The 14,715-nt window shown below is 72.4% G+C and carries 13 protein-coding genes; 11 read left to right on the forward strand and 2 right to left on the reverse strand.

From position 1 onward, the window contains the following. Nucleotides 1-124 precede the first annotated feature (124 nt). The 8 genes from ruvC to M1O15_RS26565 all read left to right on the forward strand — a co-directional run bounded on the left by ruvC (nt 125) and on the right by M1O15_RS26565 (nt 9,405). A complete protein-coding gene (gene ruvC / locus M1O15_RS26530) occupies nt 125-664 on the forward strand; it encodes a crossover junction endodeoxyribonuclease RuvC (RefSeq protein ID WP_248636710.1) in 540 nt (179 codons plus the stop codon). A gap of 2 nt (nt 665-666) precedes the next feature. Further along, nucleotides 667-1,278, forward strand: coding sequence for a Holliday junction branch migration protein RuvA (gene ruvA, locus M1O15_RS26535; RefSeq protein ID WP_248636711.1), 612 nt, complete (start codon nt 667-669; stop codon nt 1,276-1,278). Between the two features lie 82 nt (nt 1,279-1,360). After that, entirely contained in the window at nt 1,361-2,431 is a 1,071-nt protein-coding gene (ruvB, locus tag M1O15_RS26540; RefSeq protein WP_248636712.1) for a Holliday junction branch migration DNA helicase RuvB, read from the forward strand. 259 nt (nt 2,432-2,690) lie between these two features. Further along, nucleotides 2,691-3,173, forward strand: coding sequence for a preprotein translocase subunit YajC (gene yajC, locus M1O15_RS26545; RefSeq protein ID WP_248636714.1), 483 nt, complete (start codon nt 2,691-2,693; stop codon nt 3,171-3,173). A 139-nt stretch (nt 3,174-3,312) separates the two neighbouring features. After that, nucleotides 3,313-5,079: a protein translocase subunit SecD gene (secD, locus tag M1O15_RS26550; protein ID WP_248636715.1), complete on the forward strand. Its 1,767-nt coding sequence runs from the start codon at nt 3,313-3,315 to the stop codon at nt 5,077-5,079. A gap of 1 nt (nt 5,080) precedes the next feature. After that, a complete protein-coding gene (secF, locus tag M1O15_RS26555; protein WP_248636716.1) occupies nt 5,081-6,190 on the forward strand; it encodes a protein translocase subunit SecF in 1,110 nt (369 codons plus the stop codon). Further along, entirely contained in the window at nt 6,187-6,729 is a 543-nt protein-coding gene (locus tag M1O15_RS26560; RefSeq protein ID WP_248636718.1) for an adenine phosphoribosyltransferase, read from the forward strand. The genes secF and M1O15_RS26560 overlap by 4 nt, the downstream gene beginning before the upstream one ends. Nucleotides 6,730-6,921: 192 nt before the next feature. Beyond that, entirely contained in the window at nt 6,922-9,405 is a 2,484-nt protein-coding gene (locus tag M1O15_RS26565; protein ID WP_248636719.1) for a RelA/SpoT family protein, read from the forward strand. 80 nt (nt 9,406-9,485) lie between these two features. Here the strand turns inward: M1O15_RS26565 and M1O15_RS26570 are convergent, their stop codons facing one another. Both M1O15_RS26570 and M1O15_RS26575 read right to left on the reverse strand, forming a co-directional pair. Beyond that, entirely contained in the window at nt 9,486-10,715 is a 1,230-nt protein-coding gene (locus M1O15_RS26570; RefSeq protein WP_248636720.1) for a DUF349 domain-containing protein, read from the reverse strand. Nucleotides 10,716-10,884: 169 nt separating this feature from the next. Continuing rightward, nucleotides 10,885-11,670: a peptidylprolyl isomerase gene (locus M1O15_RS26575; protein ID WP_248636721.1), complete on the reverse strand. Its 786-nt coding sequence runs from the start codon at nt 11,668-11,670 to the stop codon at nt 10,885-10,887. A 176-nt stretch (nt 11,671-11,846) separates the two neighbouring features. On the opposite strand from M1O15_RS26575, the gene M1O15_RS26580 reads away from it, so the two are divergent. From M1O15_RS26580 to M1O15_RS26590, 3 genes are all read left to right on the forward strand, one after another. Beyond that, nucleotides 11,847-12,557: an MBL fold metallo-hydrolase gene (locus tag M1O15_RS26580; RefSeq protein ID WP_248636722.1), complete on the forward strand. Its 711-nt coding sequence runs from the start codon at nt 11,847-11,849 to the stop codon at nt 12,555-12,557. A 15-nt stretch (nt 12,558-12,572) separates the two neighbouring features. After that, a complete protein-coding gene (gene hisS / locus M1O15_RS26585) occupies nt 12,573-13,832 on the forward strand; it encodes a histidine--tRNA ligase (protein WP_248636723.1) in 1,260 nt (419 codons plus the stop codon). Nucleotides 13,833-14,052: 220 nt separating this feature from the next. After that, nucleotides 14,053-14,676, forward strand: a complete 624-nt coding sequence (locus tag M1O15_RS26590) for a vitamin K epoxide reductase family protein (RefSeq protein WP_248636724.1) — start codon at nt 14,053-14,055, stop codon at nt 14,674-14,676. Nucleotides 14,677-14,715: the final 39 nt, after the last annotated feature.

Genomic DNA, 14,715 nt, shown 5'->3' on the forward strand with positions numbered 1-14,715 from the left:
CGGGCCGGCGGGCACACCGGAGACGGTCGTGCCCGCCGGCCCGTGGCGTTGCTGCGCGGTGTTGTCGGTGGTGGCGGATAGCCTGCGACAAACAGATGTACGGATGTGGGAGGGGGCGGGGGCTGTGCGGGTGCTCGGGGTGGACCCGGGGCTGACCCGGCTCGGGGTCGGCGTCGTGGAGGGCGTGGCGGGCAGACCGCTGGCCATGCGCGGGGTCGGCGTGGTGCGCACCCCGGCCGACGCGGACACCGCGGTGCGGCTGGTCGCGGTCGAGCGGGGCGTGGAGGAGTGGCTGGACGCCCACCGCCCGGACGTGGTCGCCGTGGAGCGGGTCTTCAGCCAGCACAATGTGCGTACGGTGATGGGCACCGCCCAGGCCAGCGCGGTCGCCATGCTGTGTGCGGCCCGCCGGGGGCTGCCGGTGGTGCTGCACACCCCCAGTGAGGTGAAGGCCGCGGTGACGGGGTCCGGGCGGGCGGACAAGGCGCAGGTGGGGGCCATGGTGACCCGGCTGCTCCGGCTGGACGCCCCGCCGAAGCCGGCCGACGCCGCGGACGCCCTGGCGCTCGCCATCTGCCACATCTGGCGGGCCCCCGCCACCAACCGCCTCCAGCAGGCGGTCGCCGCCCAAACCGCCGCCCAACGAGCCGGGAAGGGCCGTTGAACATGATCGCCTTCGTCACCGGGCCGGTCGCGGCCCTCGCGCCGACCACCGCCGTCATCGAGGTCGGGGGGGTCGGGATGGCCGTGCAGTGCACCCCGGACACCCTCTCCACACTGCGGATCGGCCAGGAGGCCCGGCTCGCCACCTCGCTGGTGGTCCGGGAGGACTCGCTGACCCTGTACGGCTTCGCCGACGACGACGAGCGGCAGGTCTTCGAGCTGCTCCAGACCGCCAGCGGCGTCGGCCCCCGGCTGGCCCAGGCGATGCTGGCGGTGCACCGCCCGGACGCGCTGCGCCGCGCGGTGGCCACCGGGGACGAGAAGGCGCTCACCGCCGTGCCCGGCATCGGCAAGAAGGGCGCGCAGAAGCTGCTGCTTGAGCTGAAGGACCGGCTCGGGGCGCCGCTGGGCACCGGCACCGCCGCCCCGATCGCGGCCGGGCCCGCCTCCTGGCGGGACCAGCTGCACACCGCCCTGGTCGGCCTCGGGTACGCCACCCGGGAGGCCGAGGAGGCGGTGGAGGCCGTCGCCCCGCAGGCCGAGGCCGCCGGCGGCGACCCGCAGATCGGGCAGCTGCTCAAGGCCGCCCTGCAGGGCCTGAACCGCACCCGCTGACCCGGGGCCCCGCGTCCGCACACCGACGGACCGGCCCCACCCCCGTACCGCAATCCGCCGAACCGCGAGGCTGACGCACACCGTGAACTGGGACGACGACACCGCACAAGCCGCCGACGCCGCCGACCGGCTGGTCGGGGCCTCCGCCGACGGCGAGGACCAGGCCGTCGAGGCGGCCCTGCGCCCCAAGTCGCTGGCCGAGTTCGTCGGCCAGGAGCGGGTGCGCGAACAGCTCGACCTGGTGCTCAAGGCGGCCCTGGCCCGCGGCGCCACCGCCGACCATGTGCTGCTCTCCGGCGCGCCCGGCCTCGGCAAGACCACCCTGTCGATGATCATCGCCGCCGAGATGGGCGCCCCGATCCGGATCACCTCCGGCCCCGCCATCCAGCACGCCGGCGACCTGGCCGCGATCCTCTCCTCGCTCCAGGAGGGCGAGGTGCTCTTCCTCGACGAGATCCACCGGATGTCCCGGCCCGCCGAGGAGATGCTCTACATGGCGATGGAGGACTTCCGGGTCGACGTGGTGGTCGGCAAGGGCCCCGGCGCCACCGCCATCCCGCTGGAGCTGCCGCCCTTCACCCTGGTCGGCGCCACCACCCGGGCCGGACTGCTGCCGCCGCCGCTGCGCGACCGCTTCGGCTTCACCGCGCACATGGAGTTCTACGGGCCCGCCGAGCTGGAGCGGGTGATCCACCGCTCCGCCCAGCTGCTCGACGTGCCGATCGACACCGCCGGCGCCGCCGAGATCGCCGGCCGCTCCCGGGGCACCCCCCGGATCGCCAACCGGCTGCTGCGCCGGGTCCGGGACTACGCCCAGGTCAAGGCGGACGGCATGATCACCCAGGAGATCGCGGGCACCGCGCTGAAGGTGTACGAGGTGGACGACCGCGGCCTGGACCGGCTGGACCGGGCGGTGCTCTCGGCGCTGCTGAAGCTCTTCGGCGGCGGCCCGGTGGGGCTGTCCACGCTGGCCGTGGCGGTGGGGGAGGAGCGGGAGACCGTCGAGGAGGTGGCCGAGCCCTTCCTCGTACGGGAAGGACTGCTGGCCCGTACACCGCGCGGCCGGGTGGCCACCCCCGCGGCCTGGGCGCACCTCGGCCTCGTACCGCCGCAGGCGGCTCCGGGCGGTCAGCAGGGGCTCTTCGGGCCGTGAGGGTGAGGCCCCGAGCGGAAGGGCGCCCTCCGCGCTGACCGGGGCGGGAACCTCCGGAGCGGGGTCGCGGGGGCGGCGCGGGCGGGCCGGGACGGCGGGGAGACTCGCCCCACCAGGAACCGCGGTGCCATGCTGGGCGTTGTTCCAGTGATGCGGACTCGCCTAGACTCCGCCGATGCCGACCTCTCTAGGACCGGCGTACCCACCCCCGAAGACCAGGCCGCGGGCGACCGCGACCGTGCGAAGGATTTGTCGTCCCGTGAGCCTCATGACTCTCCTCCCGTTCATCGTCCTCATCGGGGCCATGTTCCTGATGACGCGGTCCGCCAAGAAGAAGCAGCAGCAGGCTGTGCAGATGCGCAACCAGATGCAGCCCGGAAGCGGGGTGCGGACCATCGGGGGGATGTACGCCACCGTCAAGGAGGTCGGTGACGACACCGTCCACCTGGAGGTGGCGCCCGGCGTGCACGCCATCTACGCGAAGAACGCCATCGGCGCCGTCCTGGAGGACGACGAGTACAACCGCATCGTCCACGGCGACGGTGACGCGAGCGAGACCCCCGTGGTGCCGGACGACGCCAGCGCGCTGACCGCCGCCGACGAGGACGCCGACGCCGACCGGGTCGACCTGGGCAAGAAGGACGCGGCGATCGACCTCGGCAAGAAGGACGCGGCCGGGGACGAGACCCCCGCCGCCACCGAGAAGACCGACAAGCGCGACGGCGACACCGACGCCAAGTAGGGCGCGGGCACGGACCGCGGCGCCGCAGCGGCGTACGCGGTCCGTGCCGTGCCGACACCCGCGGGGGCACCCCCACACCATTCGTGGCCGCCACGGCGCCTGACCGGCGCGCGGCGGTTGGACAGGGAGAAACGAGAAGGTGGCAGCAGCCAAGAAGGGCCGCAGGCCGGCGACGGGGGGGCAGGGCAAGCCGGGGCGCACCCTGGCCCTGATCCTGATCGCCATGGTGGGCCTGGTCGGCGGCATGTTCTGGTCGGGGCACACCACCCCGCGTCTGGGCATCGACCTGGCCGGCGGTACGAGCATCACGCTGCGGGCGGAGAACCAGCCCGGCAAGCCGAACGCCATCAACAACGCCAACATGCAGACCGCGATCGACATCATCGAGCGTCGCGTCAACGGTCTGGGCGTGTCGGAGGCCGAGGTCCAGCAGCAGGGCGACCGGCACATCATCGTCAACATCCCCCGTGCCACGGACTCGGAGAAGGCGAAGAAGCAGGTCGGCACCACCGCCCAGCTGTACTTCCGGCCCGTGCTCGCGGCCGCCGGCAGCCAGCCGACGCCCGAGCCGTCCGCGAGCGGTGAGCCGAGCGGGAAGCCCAGCGGCACGCCGAGCACCGAGCCCAGCGGCCGGCCCTCCGCCGGCGAAGGCTCCCCCTCGCCCAAGCCCAGTGCCACCACCCAGGGCCGGGCCGCGTCCGGCGCGCTGAAGGCGCCGACGCCCAGCCCGTCCCCGTCCGCCCCCAGCGGGGCCCCGACGCCCAACCCGCAGCCCAGCGGCACCGGTGACGCCGCCCTCCAGCAGCTCGGCGACCAGTTCGCCACGCTGGACTGCGCGCCCGACCCGAAGACCAGGAAGATCGCCAACCCGGCGGCCAACTCCGAGCCGTCCAAGCCGACGCTGGCCTGCTCCACCGAGGGCGACGCCAAGTACATCCTCGGCCCGGCCGAGGTGGCCGGCACCGACGTCGACGAGGCCAAGGGCGTCTACGACACCTCGCGTGGCGCCCGCTGGATCGTCCAGCTCGGCTTCACCGACGGCGGCGCCAAGAAGTTCGCCGCCACCACCGGCAAGCTCGCCTCCCAGCAGCAGCCGCAGAACCAGTTCGCGATCACCCTGGACGGCCAGGTCGTCTCCGCGCCCTCGGTCAGCAGCGCCATCGCCGGCGGCAGCGCCGAGATCTCCGGCAGCTTCAACCAGGAGTCCGCCACCGAACTGGCGAACATCCTCTCCTACGGCGCCCTGCCGCTCTCCTTCGAGCAGGAGAGCACCACCACCGTCACCGCCGCCCTCGGCGGCGAGCAGCTGCACGCCGGCCTGATCGCCGGCGCCATCGGCCTGGCGCTGGTCATCGTCTACCTGGTGGTCTACTACCGCGGCCTGTCGCTCATCGCGATCGCCAGCCTCGGCGTCTCCGCGGTGCTCACCTACTCGCTGATGGCGCTGCTCGGCCCGGCCATCGGCTTCGCGCTCAACCTGCCCGCGGTCTGCGGCGCCATCGTGGCCATCGGCATCACCGCCGACTCGTTCATCGTCTACTTCGAACGGGTCCGCGACGAGATCCGCGAGGGCCGCAGCCTGCGCCCCGCCGTGGAGCGCGGCTGGCCGCGCGCCCGCCGCACCATCCTGGTCTCCGACTTCGTGTCGTTCCTGGCCGCCGCGGTGCTGTTCATCGTGACCGTCGGCAAGGTGCAGGGCTTCGCCTTCACCCTGGGCCTGACCACCCTGCTCGACGTCGTCGTGGTGTTCCTCTTCACCAAGCCGCTGATGTCGCTGCTGGCCCGCACGAAGTTCTTCGGCGGCGGACACCCCTGGTCGGGTCTCGACCCCAAGCGCCTGGGTGCCAAGCCCCCGCTGCGCCGCGCGCGCCGCACCTCCGCCCCCACCGAACCGAAGGAGGCGTGAGATGTCACGGCTCGGCAGCATCGGCGCCCGCCTGTACCGCGGCGAGGTCGGCTACGACTTCGTCGGCAAGCGGAAGCTCTGGTACGGCGTCTCCATCCTGATCACCATCACGGCCATCCTCGGCCTGGTGGTGCAGGGCCTCAACATGGGCATCGAGTTCAAGGGCGGCCTGGTCGTCACCACTCCCAAGACCTCGGTCTCCGCCGAGCAGGCCCGCGAGGTCGCCGAGGACGTCTCCGGTCATCTGCCGATCGTGCAGGAGCTGGGCACCGGCGGTCTGCGCATCCAGATCTCCGACGTCGGCACCGGCGAGGCCGACCGCATCACCGGTGAGCTGGCCCAGGAGCTGAAGGTCCCCGCGGGCGACCTCAACGCCGACATCGTCGGCCCCAGCTGGGGCGAGCAGATCGCCAACAAGGCGTGGACGGGCCTCGGCATCTTCATGGTGCTGGTGGTGGTCTACCTGGCCATCGCCTTCGAGTGGCGGATGGCGCTCGCCGCGCTGGTCGCCCTCATCCACGACATCACCATCACCGTCGGCATCTACGCCCTGGTGGGCTTCGAGGTCACTCCCGGTACGGTGATCGGCCTGCTCACCATCCTCGGCTACTCGCTCTACGACACGGTCGTGGTCTTCGACAGCCTCAAGGAGAGCTCGCGGGGCATCACCAAGCAGACCCGGTGGACCTACAGCGAGGTCGCCAACCGCTCCATCAACGGCACCCTGGTCCGCTCCATCAACACCACCGTGGTGGCGCTGCTGCCGGTGGCGGGCCTGCTGTTCATCGGCGGCGGCGTGCTGGGCGCCGGCATGCTCAACGACATCTCGCTGTCGCTCTTCGTCGGCCTCGCCGCCGGTGCGTACTCCTCGATCTTCATCGCCACCCCGCTGGTCGCCGACCTCAAGGAGCGCGAGCCGCAGATGAAGGCCCTGCGCAAGCGGGTCCTCGCCAAGCGCGCCCAGGCGGCCGCCAAGGGCGAGAGCGGCGTGGAGAGCGCGGTGGACGAGGAGGGCCACGGCCCCGAGGACGAGTCGGAGGACGCGGCCCCGGCCGGAGCGGTCGTCGGACCGCGCCGCCAGCCCGCCCGCGGCCGGGGCAAGCGCCGATGAGCGCGAGCACCGCCGAGCTGCTGCTCAGCCGCATCCGCGACGTCCCGGACTACCCCGTCGAGGGCGTGGTCTTCAAGGACATCACGCCCCTGCTGGCCGACCCGGAGGCGTTCGCCGCGCTCACCGCCGAGCTGGCCGAGCTGGCGGAGCGGTACGGCGCCACCAAGATCGTCGGCCTGGAGGCGCGCGGGTTCATCCTCGCCGCCCCGGTCGCCGTCTCCGCCAAGCTGGGCTTCATCCCGGTCCGCAAGGCCGGCAAGCTGCCCGGCGCCACCCTGAAGCAGGGGTACGAGCTGGAGTACGGCACCGCGGAGATCGAGGTGCACGCCGAGGACCTGGCCCCCGGCGACCGGGTCCTGGTCATCGACGACGTACTGGCCACCGGCGGCACCGCCGAGGCGTCCCTGGCGCTGGTCCGCCGGGCCGGCGCCGAGGTCGCCGGGGTGGCGGTGCTGATGGAGCTCGGCTTCCTCGGCGGCCGGGCCCGTCTGGAGCCCGCCCTCGGCGGCGCCCCGCTTCAGGCCCTGATCACCCTCTGAGCCTCCGCACCAGCGCGTACACGGCGGGCGTCCGGAACAACGGACGCCCGCCGTGGCGTTGTCCGGCCGGGACATTGGCCGAAAGGCGCCCTTGCCCCGCCCCGAGGTCCCGGGGCGAACCCGCGGCCCGAGGTCAGTACCATGGGATTCCGGGCCTGACCGGGGGACCCGGACCCCGCACGAGGAGCGCTCTTGCCAGACGAGGCCCAGCCACTCTCCGCCGCGAAGCCCGACCAGCACGCCGAGAAGGCCGCGGCGCCCCCCGCCACGTCCCCGAACAAGGCGGCCGACCGCCTCTCGGAGTCGGTGCGCCACTCGGCGGGGCCCGCCCCCGTCTCGACGCCCAAGCCCACGCCGCCCGCGCCCGGCCGCAGCGGCGGCGGCTCCTCCAACCGGGTGCGGGCCCGCCTCGCCCGGCTCGGCGTCCAGCGCTCCTCCCCGTACAACCCGGTCCTGGAACCGCTGCTGCGCATCGTCCGGGGCAACGACCCCAAAACCGAGACCTCGGTCCTGCGCCAGATCGAGAGCGCCTACCAGGTCGCCGAGCGCTGGCACCGGGGCCAGAAGCGCAAGAGCGGCGACCCGTACATCACCCACCCGCTGGCCGTCACCACCATCCTCGCCGAGCTGGGCATGGACCCGGCGACCCTGATGGCCGGGCTGCTGCACGACACCGTCGAGGACACCGAGTACGGGCTCGACGCCCTCCGCAAGGACTTCGGCGACCAGGTCGCCCTGCTCGTCGACGGCGTCACCAAGCTCGACAAGGTCAAGTTCGGCGAGGCCGCGCAGGCCGAGACCGTCCGCAAGATGGTCGTCGCCATGGCCAAGGACCCCCGGGTCCTGGTCATCAAGCTCGCCGACCGGCTGCACAACATGCGCACCATGCGCTACCTCAAGCGGGAGAAGCAGGAGAAGAAGGCCCGCGAGACGCTGGAGATCTACGCCCCGCTGGCGCACCGGCTGGGCATGAACACCATCAAGTGGGAGCTGGAGGACCTCGCCTTCGCGATCCTCTACCCCAAGATGTACGACGAGATCGTCCGCCTCGTCGCCGAGCGCGCCCCCAAGCGGGACGAGTACCTGGCCATAGTGACCGACGAGGTCCAGTCCGACCTGCGCTCCGCCCGGATCAAGGCCACCGTCACCGGCCGCCCCAAGCACTACTACAGCGTCTACCAGAAGATGATCGTCCGCGGCCGGGACTTCGCGGAGATCTACGACCTGGTCGGCATCCGGGTGCTGGTGGACACGGTCCGCGACTGCTACGCCGCCCTCGGCACCGTCCACGCGCGATGGAACCCGGTCCCCGGCCGGTTCAAGGACTACATCGCGATGCCCAAGTTCAACATGTACCAGTCGCTGCACACCACGGTGATCGGCCCCAACGGCAAGCCCGTCGAGCTGCAGATCCGCACCTTCGACATGCACCGCCGCGCCGAGTACGGCATCGCCGCGCACTGGAAGTACAAGCAGGAGGCCGTGGCCGGCGCCTCCAAGGTCCGCACCGACGTGCCCCGCCGGGCCGGCGGCAAGGACGACCACGTCAACGACATGGCGTGGCTGCGCCAGCTGCTGGACTGGCAGAAGGAGACCGAGGACCCGGGCGAGTTCCTGGAGTCGCTGCGCTTCGACCTCTCCCGCAACGAGGTCTTCGTCTTCACCCCCAAGGGCGACGTGATAGCGCTGCCCGCCGGCGCCACCCCGGTCGACTTCGCCTACGCGGTGCACACCGAGGTCGGCCACCGCACCATAGGGGCCCGGGTCAACGGCCGGCTGGTCCCGCTGGAGTCCACCCTGGACAACGGCGACCTGGTGGAGGTCTTCACCTCCAAGGCGGTCGGCGCCGGCCCCTCCCGGGACTGGCTCGGCTTCGTCAAGTCGCCGCGGGCCCGCAACAAGATCCGCGCCTGGTTCTCCAAGGAGCGCCGGGACGAGGCGATCGAGCACGGCAAGGACGCCATCGCCCGCGCCATGCGCAAGCAGAACCTGCCCATCCAGCGGATCCTCACCGGCGACTCCCTGGTCACCCTCGCCCACGAGATGCGCTACCCCGACATAACCTCGCTGTACGCGGCGATCGGCGAGGGCCATGTCACCGCGCAGAGCGTGGTGCAGAAGCTGGTGCAGGCGCTCGGCGGCGAGGAGGCCGCCAGCGAGGACATCGCCGAGTCCGCGCCGCCCTCCCGCGGCCGCTCCAAGCGGCGCGCCAAGGGCGATCCGGGCGTGGTCGTCAAGGGCGTCGAGGACGTCTGGGTCAAGCTGGCCCGCTGCTGCACCCCGGTGCCGGGCGACCCGATCATCGGCTTCGTCACCCGCGGCAGCGGCGTCTCGGTCCACCGGGCCGACTGCGTCAACGTCGACTCGCTCTCCCAGCAGCCCGAGCGGATGCTGGACGTCGAGTGGGCGCCCACCCAGTCCTCGGTCTTCCTGGTCGCCATCCAGGTCGAGGCGCTGGACCGCTCCCGGCTGCTGTCCGACGTCACCCGGGTCCTGTCCGACCAGCACGTCAACATCCTGTCGGCGGCCGTGCAGACCTCCCGCGACCGGGTGGCCACCTCCCGCTTCACCTTCGAGATGGGCGACCCCAAGCACCTGGGCCACGTCCTGAAGGCCGTACGGGGTGTGGAGGGCGTCTACGACGTCTATCGGGTCACCTCGGCCCGGCGCCCGTAGCCCGGCCTACGCGAAGGGGCCTCCCGATCACGGGAGGCCCCTTCGTCGTACCACGCGGACGTACCACGCGGACGGGGAGATCAGCCGCCGAACTCCTGGAGCCCCTTGAGCGCCTGGTCCAGCAGCGCCTGCCGGCCCTCCAGCTCACGGGCCAGCTTGTCGGCCTTGGCGTCGTTGCCCGCCGCCCGGGCCGTGTCGATCTGCTTCTGCAGCTTGTCCACCGCGTCCTGGAGCTGACCGGTCAGACCCGCCGCGCGGGCCCGCGCCTCCGGGTTGGTGCGGCGCCACTCGGCCTCCTCGGCCTCCTGGAGCGCCCGCTCCACCGCCTGCATCCGGCCCTCGACCTTCGGCCGGGCGTCCCGCGGGACATGGCCGATGGCCTCCCAGCGCTCGTTGACCGCCCGGAACGCGGCCCGGGCCGCCTTCAGGTCCGTCACCGGCACCAGCCGCTCGGCCTCGGTCGCCAGCTCCTCCTTGAGCTTGAGGTTCTCCGACTGCTCCGCGTCCCGCTCGGCGAAGACCTCGCCGCGGGCCGCGAAGAAGACGTCCTGGGCGCCGCGGAAGCGGTTCCACAGATCGTCCTCGTGCTCGCGCTGGGCCCGGCCCGCGGCCTTCCAGTCGGTCATCAGCTCCCGGTAGCGGGCCGCGGTGGCGCCCCAGTCCGTGGAGCCCGACAGCGACTCGGCCTCGGCGACCAGCTTCTCCTTGGCCTTGCGGGCCTCCTCGCGCTGCGCGTCCAGCGAGGCGAAGTGCGCCTTGCGCCGCTTGGAGAACGCCGAGCGGGCGTGCGAGAAGCGGTGCCACAGCTCGTCGTCGGACTTGCGGTCCAGCCGGGGCAGCCCCTTCCAGGTGTCCACCAGCGCCCGCAGCCGCTCGCCGGCCGACCGCCACTGCTCGCTGGCCGCCAGCTCCTCGGCCTCGGCGACCAGCCTCTCCTTGGCCTCCCGGGCCTCACCGGCCTGCTTCGCCTTGGCGACCTTGCGCTCCTCGCGGCGCTTGTCGACCGTCTCCACCAGCGCGTCCAGCCGCTTGCGCAGCGCGTCCAGGTCGCCCACCGCGTGGTGCTCGTCCACCTGCGTGCGGATGTGGTCGATCGCCACCGTCGCGTCCTTCGCGGACAGGTCGGTGGTCTTCACCCGCTTCTCCAGGAGGCCGATCTCCACGACCAGTCCCTCGTACTTGCGCTCGAAGTAGGCCAGGGCCTCCTCGGGAGAACCGGCCTGCCACGATCCGACGACCTGCTCACCGTCGGCTGTCCGCACGTACACGGTGCCCGTCTCGTCGACGCGGCCCCACGGGTCGCTGCTCACAGCGCCTCCTCCACCTGATGCCGCGGGTGGTACCCGCCGGCATCGTCCACAGTTTCCTCGGGCGGGCACGGCCCGCCCTGCACAACGCCAATCTAGGCGACCGGCCGCCCGGCTGTCCGCACCGAGACGGACCGAATTCGCCGGTTCACCAGCGGTCGGCCGCCCCGGTTCACGCCTTGCTCACGGTCGCCTTCTCCACGGTGACGGCCGTCTTGGGCGCGCCGTCGCCCGCGGTGCCCTCGGCCCCGCCCCCGGCGATCTTCCGCACCGCCTCCAGCCCGGCCGCGTCCATGGTCCCGAACGGGGTGTAGGAGGGCGCCAGCCTGGTGTCCTTGTACACCAGGAAGAACTGGCTACCGCCGGAGTCCGGCTGCCCGGTGTTGGCCATCGCCACCGTGCCGGCCTTGAAGAGGACCTTGCCGTCCTTGCCCGCCTTGCCCAGCGAGGCCAGGTTCTCGTCCGGGATGGTGTAGCCTGGGCCGCCGTCCGGGGCGCCCTTCGGCGAGCCGCACTGGAGCACGAAGATGCCCTTGGTGGTGAGCCGGTGGCAGGGCGAGCCGTCGAAGAACTTCTTCCCGGCGAGGTGCTGGAAGGAGTTCACCGTGCGCGGGGTCTTCGCCGCCTCCATGGCGATCGAGATGTCACCGCGGTTGGTCGCCAGCTTCATGGTGTAGGCGGCCTTGGCGTCCACCGCGAGCCTGGGCTCCGGCGAGGACGACTCGCTCGGCGCGGGACTGTCCGAGGCGGCCGGCGGCTGGGCCGCCCGGTCGTCCTCGTCCCCGCCCACCGCGCTCACCGCGTACGCGGTCGCGCCCGCGGCCACCACCACGGCCAGCGCGGCGGCGATCACCGCGTTGCGGCGCTTGGCCTTGCGGCGGGCCTCCTCCCGGCGCTGCCGCTGCCGCTCGTACTTCTCCCTGGCGAGCTGCCGCCGCCGCTGCTCGTTGCTGACCACCGGGTCACTCCTTCTCGGTCACCTGTTCCCGTCCTGGCCGGGTGTGCCCGTACGGTATATGGGTTCGCTGTGCGATGAGCGGCGCCGGTAGGCTTTCCTCCCGCGGCGTCCTGACCAGACCGGACGCGCCCCGGCACCGCCCGGGACCGGAACCGACGACCACCGAGGACGCCATCGTGCTCATTGCCGGCTTCCCCGCCGGGGCCTGGGGGACCAACTGCTATCTGGTCGCCCCCGCCGCGGGCGAGGAGTGCGTGATCATCGACCCGGGCCACCAGGCCGCCCAGGGCGTCGAGGAAGCACTCGCCAAGCACCGGCTCAAGCCCGTCGCCGTCGTCCTCACCCACGGCCACATCGACCATGTGGCCTCCGTCGTCCCCGTCTGCGGCGCCCATGACGTACCCGCGTGGATCCACCCCGCCGACCGGTACATGATGAGCGACCCGGAGAAGGCCCTCGGCCGCTCCATCGGCATGCCGCTCATGGGCGAGCTGACGGTCGGCGAACCGGACGACGTCCACGAGCTGACCGACGGCGCCGCGCTGAAGCTGGCCGGCATGGAGCTCACCGTCGCGCACGCCCCCGGCCATACCAAGGGGTCGGTGACCTTCCAGATGCCCGAGGCGGCGGACATCCCGCCGCTGCTCTTCTCGGGCGACCTGCTCTTCGCCGGCTCCATCGGACGCACCGACCTGCCCGGCGGTGACATGGACGAGATGCTCGCGTCGCTGGCCCGTGTGTGCCTGCCGCTCGACGACTCGACCGTGGTGCTGTCCGGACACGGTCCCCAGACGACCATCGGCCGTGAGCGCGCCGCCAACCCGTATCTCCGCGAGGTGGCGACCGGCCAGGGAGGCCCGCTCGGCACTCCCCGACGAGGAATGTGACGGAAAGACCCACCCGTGAGCACCTTCAAGGCCCCCAAGGGCACCTACGACCTGCTGCCGCCCGACTCCGCGGCCTACCTCGCCGTCCGCGAGGCCATCGCCGCCCCGCTGCGCGCCTCCGGCTACGGCTACATCGAGACCCCCGGCTTCGAGAACGTCGAGCTGTTCGCCCGCGGCGTCGGCGAGTCCACCGACATCGTCACCAAGGAGATGTACGCCTTCGAGACCAAGGGCGGCGACCGCCTCGCCCTGCGCCCCGAGGGCACCGCCTCCGTGCTCCGCGCCGCCCTGGAGGGCAACCTCCACAAGGCCGGCAACCTGCCGGTGAAGCTCTGGTACTCCGGCTCGTACTACCGCTACGAGCGCCCGCAGAAGGGCCGCTACCGCCACTTCTCGCAGGTCGGCGCCGAGGCCATCGGCACCGAGGACCCGGCGCTCGATGCCGAGCTGATCATCCTCGCCGACCAGGCGTACCGCTCGCTGGGCCTGCGGCGGTTCCGCATCCTGCTGAACTCGCTGGGCGACCAGGAGTGCCGCCCGGTCTACCGGGACGCCCTCCAGTCCTTCCTGCGCGGCCTCGACCTGGACGAGGAGACCCGCCGCCGGATCGAGATCAACCCGCTGCGGGTCCTCGACGACAAGCGCGCCGAGGTCCAGAAGCAGCTGACCGGCGCCCCGGTGCTGCGCGACCACCTGTGCGACGCCTGCACGGCGTACCACGAGGAGGTCCGCGCGCTGCTGACCGCGGCGGGCGTGGCCTACGAGGACGACGAGCGCCTCGTCCGCGGGCTGGACTACTACACCCGCACCACCTTCGAGTTCGTCCACGACGGCCTGGGCTCCCAGTCCGCGGTGGGCGGCGGCGGCCGCTACGACGGGCTGTCGGAGATGATCGGCGGCCCCGCGCTGCCGTCCGTCGGCTGGGCGCTCGGCGTGGACCGCACGGTGCTCGCGCTGGAGGCCGAGGGCATCACCCTCGACCTGCCCGCCGCCACCAGCGTCTACGCGGTCCCGCTCGGCGAGGAGGCCCGCCGGGTGCTCTTCGGCCTCGTCAGCGAGCTGCGCCGGGCCGGGGTGTCCGCCGACTTCGCCTACGGCGCCAAGGGCCTCAAGGGCGCCATGAAGAACGCCCACCGCAGCGGCGCCCGCTACGCGCTGGTCGCCGGTGAGCGGGATCTCGCCGAAGGCGTGGCGCAGCTCAAGGACATGGAGTCCGGCGAGCAGCAGGCCGTCGCCCTGGCCGAGGTCGTGGACCGGCTGCGCCAGACGGTCTGAGCGGTACGAGGAGGGGGCCCGGGCGCGTGCGACGCGCGCCCGGGCCCCCTGTCCGTAAACAGCCGTACGGGGCCGTGCCCGCGCCCATGCTTATGTCCACCGAACGGCGGACGGCGGCCGCTCTGCGGCAGAATGGCCGGAGCCGAAGCCGGAGCCCCGACCGGCCCCGCACACCCCCCCGTACGCCCTTCCGTATGCCCGCAGTGAGGACACCCGCGAGATGACCACAGCCACGGTCGACGACCAGTCCACCGACCCCGTCCCGGCGACCGTCGGCGCCGGTCGGGCGTTCGCCTGGATGCTGCTGGTGACCGGCGCGGCGGGGCTGCTGGCGGCGTGGGTGATCACCCTCGACAAGTTCAAGCTCCTCGAGGACCCCGGGTTCACGCCCGGTTGCAGCCTCAATCCCGTGGTCTCCTGCGGCAGTGTGATGCAGAGCGAACAGGCCACGGTGTTCGGCTTCCCCAACCCCATGCTCGGCCTGGCGACCTACGCCGTGGTCATGGGCATCGGCTTCGCCCTGCTGGCCGGGGCGGGTTTCCGCCGCTGGTTCTGGCTCGGGTTCAACGCCGGGACGCTGTTCGGGGTGGGCTTCTGCGCCTGGCTGGCCTACCAGTCGCTGTACGAGATCAACGCGCTGTGCCTGTGGTGCTCGCTGGCCTGGGTCGCCACCATCGTGATGTTCTGGTACGTCACCTCGCACAACATCCGGCACGGGCTGCTGCCGGCCCCGGCCGGGGTGCGGTCCTTCTTCGGCGAGTTCACCTGGGTGCTGCCGGTGCTGCACATCGGGGTGATCGGGATGCTGATCCTGACCCGCTGGTGGGACTTCTGGACCGGCTGAGCCCTTCCGCACCCGGGATGACCGTCCGTCCCGGCATGA

Source organism: Streptomyces lichenis (assembly GCF_023218175.1).
Lineage (GTDB): Bacteria > Actinomycetota > Actinomycetes > Streptomycetales > Streptomycetaceae > Streptomyces > Streptomyces lichenis.

Bases quoted from the DNA above. Each gene is read 5' to 3' on its own strand.
- ruvA (WP_248636711.1), top strand. From the start codon at position 667: ATGATCGCCTTCGTCACCGGGCCGGTCGCGGCCCTCGCGCCGACCACC.
- secF (WP_248636716.1), top strand. From the start codon at position 5,081: ATGTCACGGCTCGGCAGCATCGGCGCCCGCCTGTACCGCGGCGAGGTC.
- M1O15_RS26560 (WP_248636718.1), top strand. From the start codon at position 6,187: ATGAGCGCGAGCACCGCCGAGCTGCTGCTCAGCCGCATCCGCGACGTC.
- M1O15_RS26590 (WP_248636724.1), top strand. From the start codon at position 14,053: ATGACCACAGCCACGGTCGACGACCAGTCCACCGACCCCGTCCCGGCG.